Raw genomic sequence first — 14518 nt, forward strand, 5'->3', positions numbered from 1 at the left:
GACCGATATATATTATCTAGGTTTGTTTTTAATTTTTTCAGTTCGTTTGTAATATTGATGTTCATCTTCATATTTCAAACGATTTGGCTTTTTATTGATGATTTGGCAGGTAAAGGGCTGGATATTATCATTATAGGTAAATTTCTTTTTTACCTAATGCCAGATCTAACTGAAAAAGTACTCCCGCTTACCGTTTTGCTCTCCTCCATCCTCACATTTGGTTCCTTTGCGGAAAGTTATGAGTTCGCGGCAATGAAGGCATCTGGTATTTCCTTACAACGCTCCATGTTATATCTCATTGTATTTGTAACTATTTTGGGCGGTGTTACCTTCTTTTTTGCGAACAATGTAATTCCGCTTTCACAGCGAAAAATATATAACCTTAGAAAAAATATCGCAAAGGTAAAACCAGCAGCGGCGGTAACGGAAGGCGTTTTTAGTGATTTTGAAGCAGCCGATATGAACATTAAGGTCGATGAAAAATATGGTGATAATGATCGGTTCCTTAAAAATGTAATCATCCATCAAAAAACAAAATCAAAAATAAATACCACTGTCATTAAAGCTAAAACAGGTGAATTGATCAGCAGTGAGGCATCGGATATTTTACAATTGGTACTAACCGATGGGCATTACTACGAGGATGTTGTTACCAAAAGTAATGACAGTAAGCTAAAATACCCTTTTGCCAAGGCCAATTTTGATACTTACACGATGAATATAGACTTATCCGAGTTGAATACGGTCGACTTGGAAGAAGAGCGTAGCGTGAGCACCTCAAAAATGAAAAACATATCACGCCTTACCAAAGATATCGATTCCATTAAAAACGACAATTTTAGGATTGTACGTGCGTTTTCAAAAAATATAGGAAGCAGAATGGGCGTTTTCGTGCCTTTACAAGTCAAAGATACCGTAACCAAAAAGAGCGAGGCCACCATAAAAAAAGATTCCCTGCTAACTGTCAAAATAGCAGAAATAAAGAACAACAAGGAAAAACAGGATTCTCTTAAGAACGATATTCTATATATTTATCCGGAATGGCAAAAAAACCAAATTGTAGGTTCGGCCAAAAATGCGGTGACAGGAATATTAGGTTCCGTAAGGGGGAAAAAAGAGGAGATGCAAAAACGCTACAAAAATTACAACATGCATATTCTTTCGCTACATAACAAATATGCCTTGGCCTTTTCCTGTATTATTTTATTCTTTGTTGGGGCGCCTTTAGGGGCCATTATACGAAAAGGGGGGCTTGGATTACCTATGGTGATTGCCATTATCTTATTTTTGGTGTATTATTTCCTTGGAGTTTTTGCCCAAAATTATGCCAAAGAAGGAAACATTCACCCTATACTTGGCGCATGGGTATCTACCTTGGTTATGCTACCTTTAGGTATCTTTTTGACCAAAAGAGCTACCGAGGACAAAGGAATGATGAATTTTGGAGTTGTGACCGATTTCTTTAAGAACCTATTCAAAAAGAAATCCAAAACCGATGGAGATGAGGAGTAGTACGTCTGTAAAAATTGAACTGAATACCATAGAAGAAGCTATTGCCGATATCAGAAAAGGCAAAGTAATCATCGTTGTGGATGATGAAAATCGTGAAAACGAAGGAGACTTTCTGGCTGCCGCAGAATTGGCCACCCCTGAAACGGTAAACTTTATGGCCACACATGGTAAAGGATTGATTTGCGTCCCATTAACAGAAGGGCGTTGCAAGGATTTAGGGTTACATATGATGGTCTCCAACAACACGGATCCTATGGAAACCGCGTTCACGGTATCCGTGGATCTAAGGGGAAATGGAGTCACCACGGGAATTTCCGCGTCGGATAGGGCTAAAACTGTTTGTGCGCTTACCGAAAACGGCACCAAACCCCATGATTTGGCGAGACCTGGACACATTTTTCCATTGGTCGCGAAAGAAGGTGGTGTTTTAAGACGTACGGGGCATACCGAAGCTGCCATAGATTTTGCTCGACTAGCAGGTTTAAAACCCGCAGGAATCATTGTAGAAATTATGAACGATGATGGTAGCATGGCCCGCTTGCCACAACTTCTTGAAGTTGCTAAAAAGTTCGATTTAAAAATTGTTTCTATAGAGGATTTGGTCGCTTACCGAATGGAACATGATAGTCTGATCGAAAAAGAAATCGATTTTGATATTAAAACCCGTTTCGGAGAATACAGACTTAGGGCTTACAAACAGACCACCAACAACCATATACACATCGCTTTGACCAAAGGTTCTTGGAAGAAAGACGAGGAAGTGCTTACACGGATCAATTCCACATTGATCAATAATGATATTCTGGGTACATTGACCAATAGCCCAGATAAAAAACTAGAAGACATGTTTACCGCCGTTAATACGAAAGGTAAAGGTGCCATTGTTTTTATCAACCAAGATTCGGAATCCTTAAACCTGCTTTCAAGATTAGCGGAATTGAAGGAATTACAAAAGGATGGTATCGCCAAAGCACCCAAAATTGAAATGGATTCTAGGGATTTTGGCATCGGTGCCCAAATTCTTCACGACATCGGTATCAGTAAAATGCGATTATTGACCAATAGTGCCCAAGCCAAGCGAGTGGGAATAGTAGGTTACGGGTTGGAGATTGTAGATTACGTTTCGTACTGAATTACAGAGGTCTGTAGATAATTACATACTTAAAAAAATAAAATGTCCGTTCGAGCGCAATCGAGAACTTTTTGTACTTTGAAATTAGATCTCGACTTTAGTTTATCTTGAGCGAAGTCGAAAGGCTCGATCTTACACTTACCGGAAAATTATAAATTTAATAGTAACGATTTACTACTCTACATCAAATTAATGCAGACATTCTTCAATGACTTTGGCCATGGTTTTAGCTCGAGCTTCTACTTCTTTTTCGGACCAACCTATTTTGACCAGACAGGATATCGCGCGGCCCATCCAGGCATCGGATTTTGAAAAATCGGCTTTTGTATAATCCGGTAATTGCGTTTTTATTTCTTCCGATAATTTTCCCAAAGTAGTCAGATGTGTCAGATGTTCCCATTTCCGGTAATAATGCCAATTGTTATCAAACCAGTAAAAACAAGCATCTATTCCTGCTTTACCCAAGGCACCATGCACTTCTTTTGCCTTTTCTTCCGTAGGAAGAAAGAAATTTAAGAAGGAATAATTTTCCACACCTCCTTCAGGTACTCTTCTAAAAGTGATACCTTTTATATTTTGGAGCGTATTTTTTAATATAGAATAGAATTTTTTTTGAATCGCCAAAAATTCATCCAACCGTTCTATTTGTGCACAACCTACCGCAGCGTTCAGCTCGGAAATACGATAATTATATCCTAAAAAGGGATGCGACTCCGCTCCCCTATCCGTTCCAATATGATCATGGCCATGGTCGGAATAATGGTCGGCGTTCAAGTAAAAAGATTCATTGTTCGTGATAAGTGCGCCACCTTCCCCGCACGTAATGGTCTTTACAAAATCAAACGAAAAGCAACCTATATCGCCGTAACTTCCCAACGGTTTGCCGTCATAACTACCCCCTATGGCCTGACAGGCGTCTTCTAAAAGCAATAGATCATATTCATCGCAAAGTTTCTTTAAAGCACCTAAATCTGCCATAGATCCGCACATGTGTACGGGCATGACTACTTTGGTCTTCTCCGTAATTGCCTTTTCCACAGCTTCAGGAGAGAGCGTCAACGTATCATCAATATCAACTAAAATTGGAATGCCCCCAATAGCCAATATGGATTCAAAACTGGCCACAAAAGTAAACGTGGGCATAATAACCTCGTCCCCCGCACCTATACCAGCACTGGCCAATGCCACGGACAAAGCTGCTGTGCCACTACTTACCAGTTGGGCGTGTTTAGTCTGCATTCTATCCGCTAGTGCCTTTTCCAATTCTTTGGCTTTCCAGTGCCCTTTCCGCATCCCGTCAAAACCATAGCGCATTAATATTCCAGAATCCAGTACATCTTGTACTTGCTTTTTTTCTTGCTCACCAAACAACTCAAATCCAGGCATTCTTTTATTTTAAAATCCAATGTAATATTACACAAAAAACCAAAGTCTTACCGCCATAGCAACAACTACTACAACTAAAAACGTTTTGATAAATCCATCCCCTTTCCTTACGGAAAATCTACTCGCCACCCAAGCTCCCGTTCCATTCCCCACGGCTAAAATCAACCCTATTTTCCAATTGACTTTATCGTTTAATACAAAAACAGCGAGTGCCGAAAGCATATAAATAAAAACAATTGCCACTTTGGTGGCATTAGCTCTGACCAAAGTCATATGATTTACATAATGCAAAAATAACAGCATCAAAAAACCTAATCCAGCATTTATAAATCCTCCATAAATTCCAAAAAAGAAGAATACCACAATACCTACCCAAAGATACTTGCCAGTGAGCCGTTCATTTTGATGCTGATTGTTCAGTTTGGGACCAAAAATGATAATCAATACCACGCTTATCATTACGATGGCTAGAATTCTATTAAATAGCTCAGCCGGAATATCCACTGCGATATAAGCCCCAATAATAGAACCCAAAAATGCCGCGATACCTAAATAAATATTAAATGGAAAAGTGGAAACACCCTTGCTTTTGAAGCCCGCTGTTGCCATTGCGGTCTGAATGATGATTGCCACACGGTTGGTTCCATTGGCAACACTTGGAGGTAGCCCTAAAAAAATCAAAACCGGTAACGACAATAATGACCCACCACCTGCTAATGTATTGATAAAGCCTACTACAAAACCGACCAAAATAAGTAATGGGTAATGATACCATTCTTGCATGAGCGCAAAAATACAAGGGAAAAAATTAGCAGCAGTTTTTTAAAATGAAAAAACCTACAACTTTCGTTATAGGTTTTAGCGGAGAAAGAGGGATTCGAACCCCCGGAGGTGTGACCCTCAACAGTTTTCAAGACTGCCGCATTCGACCACTCTGCCATTTCTCCAGTGTCTGTTGCGTTTGCCTATTAGCGGACTTGCCCGCCGAAGCGATGCCAGAGGCATTGCGTTGGCGGGTGCAAATATAGAAAGCTTTTTCTATTCTATAAAGGCTTTTTCTTAAATTAATTTTCAATCAAAAGGTATGGCTTCTGCAATTTTACATCGTAATTTTCCAATGTAACTTGTTCAAAACAAATGAATCGACCCCTTGTAAGCATACTCATTCCCTTTAAGAATACACAAGATTATCTATTGGAATGTCTAAAGTCTATTGCAAACCAACAATATAAGCACTGGGAGGTCATTGCCGTTAACGATGGCTCTACGGATAAAAGTTTGGAAATTGCCAAAAAATTCGCCCTACAAGACCCTCGTTTTAAAGTGTTGAACAATACCGGAAAAGGAATTATAGAGGCTTTGCGAATGGCTTATAAACAAGCTGACGGCACGCTGATAACTCGAATGGATTCGGACGATATTATGACGCCGGATAAAATAAGCGTGATGGTTAATTCACTCTTAGATCATGGGAAAGGACATATAGCCATTGGTCAGGTGAAATACTTCTCGGAAAAAGGGATAAACAATGGCTATGAACGCTATGAACATTGGCTGAACGAGTTGACCGAAAAAGGAAATAACTATGCGGAAATTTACAAAGAGTGCGTGATTCCATCGCCCTGTTGGATGGTCTTTAAAGAAGATTTGGACCTATGTGATGTCTTTAATCCCAATCGCTATCCGGAAGATTATGATTTAGCGTTTCGGTTTTACAAAAACAGTCTTAAGTGTATTCCTTGCGATACGGTGCTGCATTATTGGCGTGATTATGATTCCCGTACTTCCAGAACCAGCGAGCACTACGCACAGAACTATTTTTTGGACATAAAACTGCATTATTTTCTTGCGTTGGATTATAATCCAGAAAAACCATTGGTGCTATGGGGAGCTGGAAAGAAAGGAAAGGAAATTGCAAAGAAATTGGTCGAGAAAAATATCCCTTTTCATTGGATCTGTGATAACCCAAAAAAAATAGGAAAAGAAATTTACGGGAAGGAAATGCTTCCTTTTACCATCTTAAAAACCATAAAAAATCCACAAACTATTATCACGGTGGCCAACGAGGCCGAACAGAAGGAAATCCAAAACTATTTTCATTCACTTGAACAAGTTCCTGCCAAAGATTACTTTTTCTTTTGTTAAAAATAAAAACACCACTTATTTACAGTTTTCTTTAGCATTTTGATACGATAACATCTTTTAAGATTTAACTATCTTTGTTCAATCAAAAAAAGGAATGCAGTTTAAACATCCGGAAATTCTTTGGGCTCTTTTAGTACTCCTCATTCCTATTATCATCCATCTTTTTCAGCTTAGAAGGTTCAAAAAAACTCCTTTTACGAACGTAAAGTTTTTAAAAAAGGTAGTGAGTGAATCCCGGAAGAGCAATACTATAAAAAAATGGCTTATCCTTTGCACCAGGTTATTTTTATTGGCAGGTTTGGTATTGGCTTTCGCACAACCGTTCAGTGCCAAAGAAGAGGCTTTACAAGCTAAAGAAAATGTGTTTTATTTGGATAATTCTTTCAGTATGCAGGTCAAAAAAGACTCGGGCACGCTACTTGAAAATATAGTACAATCCTTTTTAAAAAGTATTCCCGAAGAACTAGAGTTTACCCTATTTACCAATAATCAAGTATTCAAGAACGTCACCAAAAAGGATATTCAAAATGATCTTTTGGATATTGAACCTGCTACGAAGCAGCTATCTATCCAAGAAATTATATTAAAGGCACAAAACTATTTTAATTCCTCCAAAGATACACAACACAATACCATACTCATTTCAGATTTTCAGCAAAGAATGGGTGAATTACCATCCGATAGGAAGACCGATGAGAATATTTATTTTATAAAACCTTCCGTCGGAAAAATTGAAAATGCTTCCATAGATTCGCTCTATCTGCAAACCATGAATACCGATAATATTGAATTGGTAGCTACCCTATCTACCAACACGGTTACGGAAAGCATACCGGTATCACTTTATAACGGAGATAAACTTATTGCCAAAACAGCAGCTAAATTTGGTACCAATAAAAAAGCTTCCGTTTCTTTTTCATTACCCAATGGAGAACCGATAAATGGACGAATCATCATCTCCGATACTGGTTTGGAGTATGACAACGAATTCTTTTTTAACATCAGTACCCCGGAAAGAATAAAGGTTTTAGCCATTGGCGAAACGGAAACAGGTTACTTAAATAAAATTTATGATCAAGAAGAATTCGACTTTAAAAAAACCAGTTTAAACCAGTTAAACTATAGCGAAATAGCATCACAAAATTTGGTGGTGCTCAATGAATTAGAGCGGATTCCGACTGCGTTGGCAAACGCGATAGAATCATTGACCAAAGACGGGGGGAGCGTTGTGCTCATTCCGGCAAAAGATATTGATTATACCTCCTACAATCAATTTACCAATAATTACGCCAATACTCGCTTTCAGGAAAAAATAGGTCAAGAGGCAAAAGTGTCGGGGGTCATTTTAGAACACCCGTTGTTTCAAAATGTTTTTGAAAGAAAGGTAGCTGATTTTCAATACCCCAAGGTATCAAGTTATTATAGATTGAAGGCAAATATGAGAACTGCGCTTCGGTTTCAGAACAATGAATCATTTTTGACGGGAAACGGCACTTTCTATTGTTTTTCTGCATCGATATCAACCGAAAATTCAAACTTTAAAAATTCGCCCTTAATCGTTCCTGCCTTTTACAACATGGCGATAAATAGTTTAAAACTTCCCGCATTGTATCACACAATTGGTCAAACGGCGGAGGTTGAAATCCCTATCTCACTTTCTCAAGATAACATTTTAAAAGTTTCAAAAGAAGGTTATGAATTTATTCCGCAACAACGGGCACTGCCTAAAAAAGTGAAGCTTCTTTTTGAGGAAAACCCTAAAGAAAATGGGATTTTCGAAATAAAGAACAAGGAAAACATTCAGCAGCTAATCAGTTTTAATTATGATAGAAAGGAAAGTCAACTCCTATACACTGATATATCGCTTGCAAACAATATAAATATTTATGATGCGATTCCTGATTTTTTTCAAGATGTCCAAAAAAACAACAGTATAAATGAGTTTTGGAAATGGTTTGCTATTTTAGCACTGTTGTTTGTTTTAATTGAAACAATGCTTCAACGGTTTCTGAAGTAACCAACTAATGAACAACCACATACGTAAATGAACATACTCCTAAAATCGGCCAAAATAGTACATGCCCCTGCCAAGGATATTCACTTAAAAAAGAGGGATATCCTCATTAAAAATGGGGTTATAGTTAAAATAGCCGCTTCAATTGAACCTCCCGCTAAAACGAAGGTCTTTGAATATGAAAATTTACATGTTTCCGTAGGTTGGTTGGATACTGGTGTTTGTTTTGGGGAACCAGGATACGAGGAGCGTGAAACCATTTCCAATGGTCTGGCTACCGCTGCAAAAAGTGGTTTTACAGATATCATACTCAATCCGAATACCAACCCGTTACCGGACAATAGTGGTCAAATTATATTTTTCAAAAATGCATCGGAAGGACATTTGACAAATTTGCATCCGCTTGGAAACCTTACGGTGTCATCCAAAGGGGAAAACCTTGCGGAATTATATGATATGAAAAATGCCGGGGCCGTTGGTTTTTATGATTATAAGCATTCCTTGGCAAATTCCAATTTATTAAAAATAGCGTTGCAGTACGCGCAGAATTTTGATGGTCTTGTTCATTCTTTCCCCATGGATAATAAAATAGCCGGAAAGGGAATCGTCAATGAAGGAGAAATCTCTACCAGAATGGGATTAAAGGGAATTCCTTCCTTGGCCGAAGAACTTCAAATTTCACGGGATTTGTTTATTCTGGAATATACCGGGGGCAAATTGCATATTCCCACCATCTCGAGCGCAGGTTCCGTAAAACTTATTTCCAATGCGAAAAAGAAGGGCTTGGATGTTACTTGCAGTGTTGCCTTGCATAATTTATATTTCGACGATAACGCGCTAAAAGAGTTTGATGCCAATTTTAAAATGCTGCCTCCCCTTAGAACAAAAGCAGATGTAAAGGCACTCATCAAAGGAGTGGAAAACGGGACCATAGATTTTGTTAGCGCTGACCATACTCCGCTAAATGTTGAATTAAAACATGTAGAGTTTGACAATGCCGAATATGGCACCATAGGCCTCGAAAGTGCTTTTGGTATCATGAATCAGCTATTTGGACTTGAAAAAGCCATTGAACTGCTTTCCAAAGGACGAGAGCGTTATGGAATCAAAATACCTGTGCTAAAAGAAGGAGAGCAAGCCAATCTTACCCTATTTGCTCCGGAGACTTCTTACGTAATGAAAAATGAGCATATTTCTTCATCTTCCAAAAACAGTGTATTCTTGGGTGAAAAGCTAAAAGGGAAGGTATTAGGCACCATAGGCAATAATCAGATACTATTTTGTTAAAATTTTAGTTATATATGGGTTAACCAACTAAAATTTGAATTATGTTTTATGGAATTTCATTAGTAATCCTTGGAATACTGGCAGTACCTTCTTTATTATTATCAAAAAAACCGAATGCACAAGAGCTTTTGGACAAAATCACTCCTTATCAAGGCTGGATAGGTCTTGGCTTTTGTATCTGGGGAATTTGGGGAATTATTAGCGCTATCTTAAATATAGGCATACTTTCCACTTGGCCAATTTGGTGGATTACCTGGATTGGTGTTAGCGTTGTTACCGCAGTGCTGGGCTTTTTATTGGGATATGGTATGATTCAGACATTGCTTTTATCCAAAAACGAAGAAGCCATGAAAAAAGGAGAGCAATTGCGCGCAAAATTAGCGCCATTACAGGGTAAATTTGGTATCGCCGCCATCATATTAGGGGTTTGGGCCATTATTTCAAGCATCATGTTCTTGGGGTAACTATAACCGTATCGGATATATAAAGAGACTCATTTTGAGTCTCTTTTTTTGTCCAAAATATTCAGTTCAACTACTTTTGGTTTATGGAAAATGAAGTGCAAGGAAAAACCACCGCTATCATAGCTTACCTTACCATTGTCGGAGCTCTGATAGCCATCTCAATGAATGCGGAACCTAAGCATGAATTCGCTCGTTTTCACAATCGGCAGGCATTTGGATTACATCTCCTTTTTATTGCTTTCGGAATTTTATCCAGTAATTATGGTAATGCCTATTCTGCAATGGGCCTCTTTCTTTGCTATTCCATTTTATGGGGCTATGGTTTTATTGGAGCCCTTTCCCTAAAAAAACATTCCATCCCATTTCTTGGAAACCACTTTCAAAAGTGGTTCACGTTTATTCAATAACCTATGACGACAGCTCCCCTATCCCTAGAACACATTATTAGACCATCCAATATTAAGGATAAAAAAGCCCCTGTGCTTTTCATGCTACATGGCTATGGTAGCAATGAAGAAGACCTTTTTTCATTTGCTTCGGAATTACCGGAAAAGTTATGTATTATCTCGGTTCGGGCGCCATACACTCTACAACCTTTTGGGTACGCGTGGTATGCTATAAATTTTGATGCCCAAAACGGAAAGTGGAGCGATGACGAACAAGCTATTGCGTCAAGGGAAAAAATTGTGACATTTATAGACGAAGCCTGTACTACATATGGCCTAGATACTGGCAATATTACTTTATTAGGCTTTAGCCAAGGGACAATTTTGAGTTATTCCGTGGCACTCTCCTACCCTTTCAAAATGAAAAATGTGATTGCGCTGAGTGGGTATATCAATGAAAAAATATTGGTGGAAGGTTATCGGAAAAACGATTTCAAAAATTTAAAAATATATGCTTCCCATGGTCAAGTAGACCAAGTAATTCCGATAGAATGGGCGCAGAAAGCGCCAGAATTAATGACTGCCCTAGAAATTGACCATATATATGAGGAGTTTCCATCAGGACATGGAGTGATTCCTCAAAATTTCTATGCTTTCAAAAAGTGGTTAGCGGATAAGATTTAATTATTTCGGGTATACAATAAATGGTCCATTAAAGTAAAATCAACCCCTAAATCGTCTTTTAGTTCGTACTTTATTAAGATTTCCCCCCAATATTTTCCATCGGAAAAATCGGCCAAAATCCATTTATGGTTCAGCACTTTGATTTTATTGATTTTAAAATCATTATGCATCCCCTCATAGGGCACCAAAGGGTTATCCCCTTCTTGCTCATTGGTTTCCAAAAGTTTATCGGCAATGTATCTCGAAGGATTTTTCAATTCTAAATAGTCATAATATGCCAAGGCATCATCGTTATTATCAAGTGAAAAATATTGCATCTCCAGCACTCTGAGATCGGCCTGCTGCACGGAATCTTTCAAGAGGACCATCTCCAAATTCAATTTTTCAATTTTTTCCCTATTGGCATCGGCCATTTTACCGCTACTCACAAACAAATACAGAGCTATCAAAGCCGCAAAAATAAAAAGATATAGAAAAATTTTGTTCTTCATAGAATTGCTAGATTATGGTTTCCCGATTAAAGTTCTAATAATATTAAACATTGACTACCAAGTTATCATAGGCCAAATGTACGTTTTCTGGCAAACGTTCCTCTACTTCTTTATGGAATCCCAATAAATGGCTTATATGCGTAAAATAGGCTTTTTCAGGGTTTATCAATTCAACAAAATCCAAAGCTTCTTTTAAATTGAAATGAGAGTGGTGCGATTCTTCCCGCAACGCGTTCACAACAAGGACTTTACTTCCCTTCACCTTTTCGATTTCCTTTTCTTTCATTGACTTAACATCAGTGAGATAAGTAAAATCATCTACCCTATATCCAAATACTTTCAAGCGATTGTGCTCCGCTTCAATAGGAATAATCTTTTTTCCGCTTAACTGAAAGGAAACATCTTTTTTCACAAAATTAATATTTACGGCTGGTGCTCCCGGATATCTATCCTTTTTATTGAAGATATAATCGAATCGCTTCTTTAGGGCTTTTATGACTCTTTTCCTTGCAAAAATGGGGATATCTCCTTGCCTAAAGAAAAACGGGCGTATATCGTCTATTCCCGCAGTATGGTCAGAATGTTCGTGTGTAAACAAAATCCCGTCCAATTTGGTAATATTTTGGGTCAACATTTGCTGTCTAAAGTCTGGGCCACAATCAATTACGTAATTATAATGGTCCCAAGATATTAATACGGAAACGCGCAATCGCTTATCTTTTTTATCATCACTAAGGCAAACTGGATGCATACTTCCAATGACCGGCACCCCTTGCGAAGTACCCGTGCCTAAAAAGGTGATTTTAAGATTTTGCCCCATGCACGCAAATTTAATCCTTATTTATATAAAATTTGAAAATCCTACGTTTTCTAAGGGTCATAACAATTCTATGTAAGCACTTAACCAAGTGAAAAGTATCCTATATTTTTCAATTAGTTTAACTATTAGGTGAACTGTTATTTATAAATTTGTTAAAAAGCAAACCCATTAAAAATGGCTTCATTTCTAAAGAAAAATACCGCCTTTGAAAATATACCTTCAATAAAGGCCAAAACGCTGAGAATAAACCTAAATCCTGATATTTACGGAACTTTTGCGGAAATTGGAGCAGGTCAAGAAACAGCTAGACATTTTTTTAGGTCAGGTGGGGCTTCGGGCACCATTGCCAAAGCAATGAGTGCGTATGACAAGGCTTTTAGCGATGCTATTTATGGAGTGGAAAAAGATGGTAGATATGTTACCCAAGCTCGCCTAAAAACAATGCTCTCTTATGAAATGCAACTGATGGAAGAGCGTATTAGTCGCGAAGAACATCCTGAAAGATTGTTTTTTTCCTATGCAAATACAGTAGCGACCATTGATTTTTCAAAACGATATAAAGGTCATGGATGGATTGGTATTCGCTACCAATTGAGTCCTGATCAAAAGGAATTTGATGAAATTATCCTACATGTTCGTTTTAAACAAAATGAAGCAAGACTACAACAAGAAACGCTAGGTATATTGGGCGTTAACTTAATTTACGGTGCTTTTTACAAATACCATAAGCCCAAGAAAATGCTTAAGTATCTGTACGACCACATTGATAAGGATACAGTGGAGATTGATATGGTCAATTTCAACGGTCCCAACTTTAAAGATGTGGATAATAGGTTGATGAGTCTTCAACTTATTAAAAATGATATGACCGATGCCGTGATGTTCGGCCCGGATGGTAACAACCTCCTTCCTGCAGCGGTACTCTATAAAAAGAATATTTTGGCGTTACGGGGTAGTTTTAGACCTGTAACCAAAGTGAATCTGGACATGTTCCAGAAATCCTATGATATTTTCATTCGTGATCCGCAAGTTGATCAGGATAATAGTATCGTGATTTTTGAAATCACTTTATCCAATCTGAAAGCTTCCGGTGAAATAGACGAACAGGACTTCATGGATCGCGCCGAACTACTATGCTCTTTGGGCCATTCGGTAATGATTTCCAAATTCCAAGAATATTACAAGGTTGTAGAATACTTTAATAATTACACCAAAAATAGAATTGGCCTCACGATGGGGGTCAATAATTTAGTCGATATTTTTGACGAGAAGTACTATCGTCATTTAAGCGGTGGTATTTTGGAGGCCTTTGGAAAACTGTTCTTCAAGGATTTACAAGTGTATCTATACCCAATGAAAAATCCGGATACCGGGCAGGTAATGACCAGTAACAATGTAAAAGTGCATCCTAGAATGAAGGAATTGTACAAATTCTTCAAGTATAACGGAAAGGTGATGGACATTATCGACTATGAACCGGAAATCATGCATATTTTCTCTCGTGACGTACTTAAAAAATTAACAAACGGTGAGGACGGTTGGGAAGAAATGCTTCCAGAAGGTATTGCGGAAATCATTAAACAAAAAAATCTGTTTACGCGAAAAACGATTAAAGCTACAACAGAGGAAAAAGTTTAAAAAAGCATTCATATAAAGAACAAAAGCCCCTATTTGAGGGGCTTTTGTTTTTGAGCATCTTTATAGTTTAGTCTAACAACTGTGCAGCGTGATCTTTGGTTTTCACCTTATCTATCACTCGGGTCACAATTCCATCCCCATCGATCATAAAAGTCTTTCTATGGATGCCGTCGTATTCCTTGCCCATGAATTTTTTTAGGCCCCAAACACCAAAGGCATCAATGACCGTATGGTCTTCATCTGCCAGTAAGGGAAAAGGAAATTCATACTTATTCTTGAAGTTCAATTGTTTTTTCTGCGAATCTTCGCTTACTCCAAGTAATTCATAATCAGCGTCTTGTAATTCTTTGTAGTTATCCCTTAAATTACAGGCTTCTGCTGTACAACCCGGAGTATTTGCCCTAGGATAGAAAAAAACAATCAGTTTCTTTCCTGAATAATCGGATAAATTTATAGTATTGCCATCTTGGTCTTTTGAAGAAAATGCAGGAACTTTATCTCCTACTTTTAAAGTATTCATATAGATTTGATTTTAATATTGTTTAAAATATTTAAAACA

14 protein-coding genes and 1 tRNA gene are annotated in these 14518 nt (G+C 37.9%); 9 read left to right on the top strand and 6 right to left on the bottom strand.

What is annotated here, in order from left to right; all coding sequences use genetic code 11:
• Positions 1-57: 57 nt before the first annotated feature.
• Both ACKWBX_RS15195 and ribB read left to right on the top strand, forming a co-directional pair.
• Positions 58-1512, top strand: coding sequence for an LptF/LptG family permease (locus ACKWBX_RS15195; RefSeq protein WP_413969574.1), 1455 nt, complete (start codon positions 58-60; stop codon positions 1510-1512).
• Entirely contained in the window at positions 1502-2644 is a 1143-nt protein-coding gene (gene ribB / locus ACKWBX_RS15200; protein WP_413969575.1) for a 3,4-dihydroxy-2-butanone-4-phosphate synthase, read from the top strand. Before ACKWBX_RS15195 ends, ribB begins: the two co-directional genes overlap by 11 nt.
• Positions 2645-2833: 189 nt before the next feature.
• Here ribB and ACKWBX_RS15205 read toward each other — a convergent pair whose 3' ends face one another.
• The 3 genes from ACKWBX_RS15205 to ACKWBX_RS15215 all read right to left on the bottom strand — a co-directional run bounded on the left by ACKWBX_RS15205 (position 2834) and on the right by ACKWBX_RS15215 (position 4977).
• A complete protein-coding gene (locus ACKWBX_RS15205) occupies positions 2834-4030 on the bottom strand; it encodes a DegT/DnrJ/EryC1/StrS family aminotransferase (RefSeq protein WP_413969576.1) in 1197 nt (398 codons plus the stop codon).
• 27 nt (positions 4031-4057) lie between these two features.
• Positions 4058-4813 (bottom strand): sulfite exporter TauE/SafE family protein, encoded by a 756-nt coding sequence (locus ACKWBX_RS15210; protein ID WP_413969577.1) that lies wholly within the window; start codon positions 4811-4813, stop codon positions 4058-4060.
• 79 nt (positions 4814-4892) lie between these two features.
• Positions 4893-4977: transfer RNA gene (locus ACKWBX_RS15215), tRNA-Ser, on the bottom strand.
• Positions 4978-5167: 190 nt separating this feature from the next.
• On the opposite strand from ACKWBX_RS15215, the gene ACKWBX_RS15220 reads away from it, so the two are divergent.
• From ACKWBX_RS15220 to ACKWBX_RS15245, 6 genes are all read left to right on the top strand, one after another.
• The gene (locus tag ACKWBX_RS15220; protein WP_413969578.1) at positions 5168-6175 is read left to right on the top strand and encodes a glycosyltransferase family 2 protein; all 1008 of its coding nucleotides are present in this window, start codon (positions 5168-5170) and stop codon (positions 6173-6175) included.
• A 94-nt stretch (positions 6176-6269) separates the two neighbouring features.
• Positions 6270-8192 (top strand): BatA domain-containing protein, encoded by a 1923-nt coding sequence (locus ACKWBX_RS15225; protein WP_413969579.1) that lies wholly within the window; start codon positions 6270-6272, stop codon positions 8190-8192.
• 27 nt (positions 8193-8219) lie between these two features.
• Positions 8220-9476 carry a dihydroorotase gene (locus ACKWBX_RS15230; protein ID WP_413969580.1) on the top strand — a complete coding sequence of 419 codons (1257 nt, stop codon included), beginning with the start codon at positions 8220-8222 and terminating at the stop codon, positions 9474-9476.
• Positions 9477-9517: 41 nt separating this feature from the next.
• The gene (locus tag ACKWBX_RS15235) at positions 9518-9940 is read left to right on the top strand and encodes a hypothetical protein (RefSeq protein ID WP_413969581.1); all 423 of its coding nucleotides are present in this window, start codon (positions 9518-9520) and stop codon (positions 9938-9940) included.
• An 83-nt stretch (positions 9941-10023) separates the two neighbouring features.
• Positions 10024-10347 (top strand): hypothetical protein, encoded by a 324-nt coding sequence (locus ACKWBX_RS15240; RefSeq protein WP_413969582.1) that lies wholly within the window; start codon positions 10024-10026, stop codon positions 10345-10347.
• 3 nt (positions 10348-10350) lie between these two features.
• Complete coding sequence (locus tag ACKWBX_RS15245; RefSeq protein ID WP_413969583.1) at positions 10351-11010, top strand: alpha/beta hydrolase; 660 nt, start codon at positions 10351-10353, stop codon at positions 11008-11010.
• Here ACKWBX_RS15245 and ACKWBX_RS15250 read toward each other — a convergent pair.
• Together ACKWBX_RS15250 and ACKWBX_RS15255 are read right to left on the bottom strand one after the other, a co-directional pair.
• Positions 11007-11501, bottom strand: a complete 495-nt coding sequence (locus ACKWBX_RS15250) for a hydrolase (protein ID WP_413969584.1) — start codon at positions 11499-11501, stop codon at positions 11007-11009. The genes ACKWBX_RS15245 and ACKWBX_RS15250 overlap by 4 nt on opposite strands.
• Positions 11502-11544: 43 nt before the next feature.
• Positions 11545-12321 (bottom strand): MBL fold metallo-hydrolase, encoded by a 777-nt coding sequence (locus tag ACKWBX_RS15255; RefSeq protein ID WP_413969585.1) that lies wholly within the window; start codon positions 12319-12321, stop codon positions 11545-11547.
• A 174-nt stretch (positions 12322-12495) separates the two neighbouring features.
• Between ACKWBX_RS15255 and ACKWBX_RS15260 the strand changes: the two genes are divergently transcribed.
• Positions 12496-13959 carry a TonB-dependent receptor gene (locus tag ACKWBX_RS15260; RefSeq protein WP_413969586.1) on the top strand — a complete coding sequence of 488 codons (1464 nt, stop codon included), beginning with the start codon at positions 12496-12498 and terminating at the stop codon, positions 13957-13959.
• Positions 13960-14026: 67 nt separating this feature from the next.
• Here the strand turns inward: ACKWBX_RS15260 and bcp are convergent, their stop codons facing one another.
• On the bottom strand, positions 14027-14479 hold the full coding sequence (gene bcp, locus ACKWBX_RS15265; RefSeq protein WP_413969587.1) for a thioredoxin-dependent thiol peroxidase: 453 nt from the start codon (positions 14477-14479) through the stop codon (positions 14027-14029).
• Positions 14480-14518 lie beyond the last annotated feature (39 nt).

This window comes from Maribacter algae (genome assembly GCF_047345745.1).
GTDB lineage: Bacteria > Bacteroidota > Bacteroidia > Flavobacteriales > Flavobacteriaceae > Maribacter.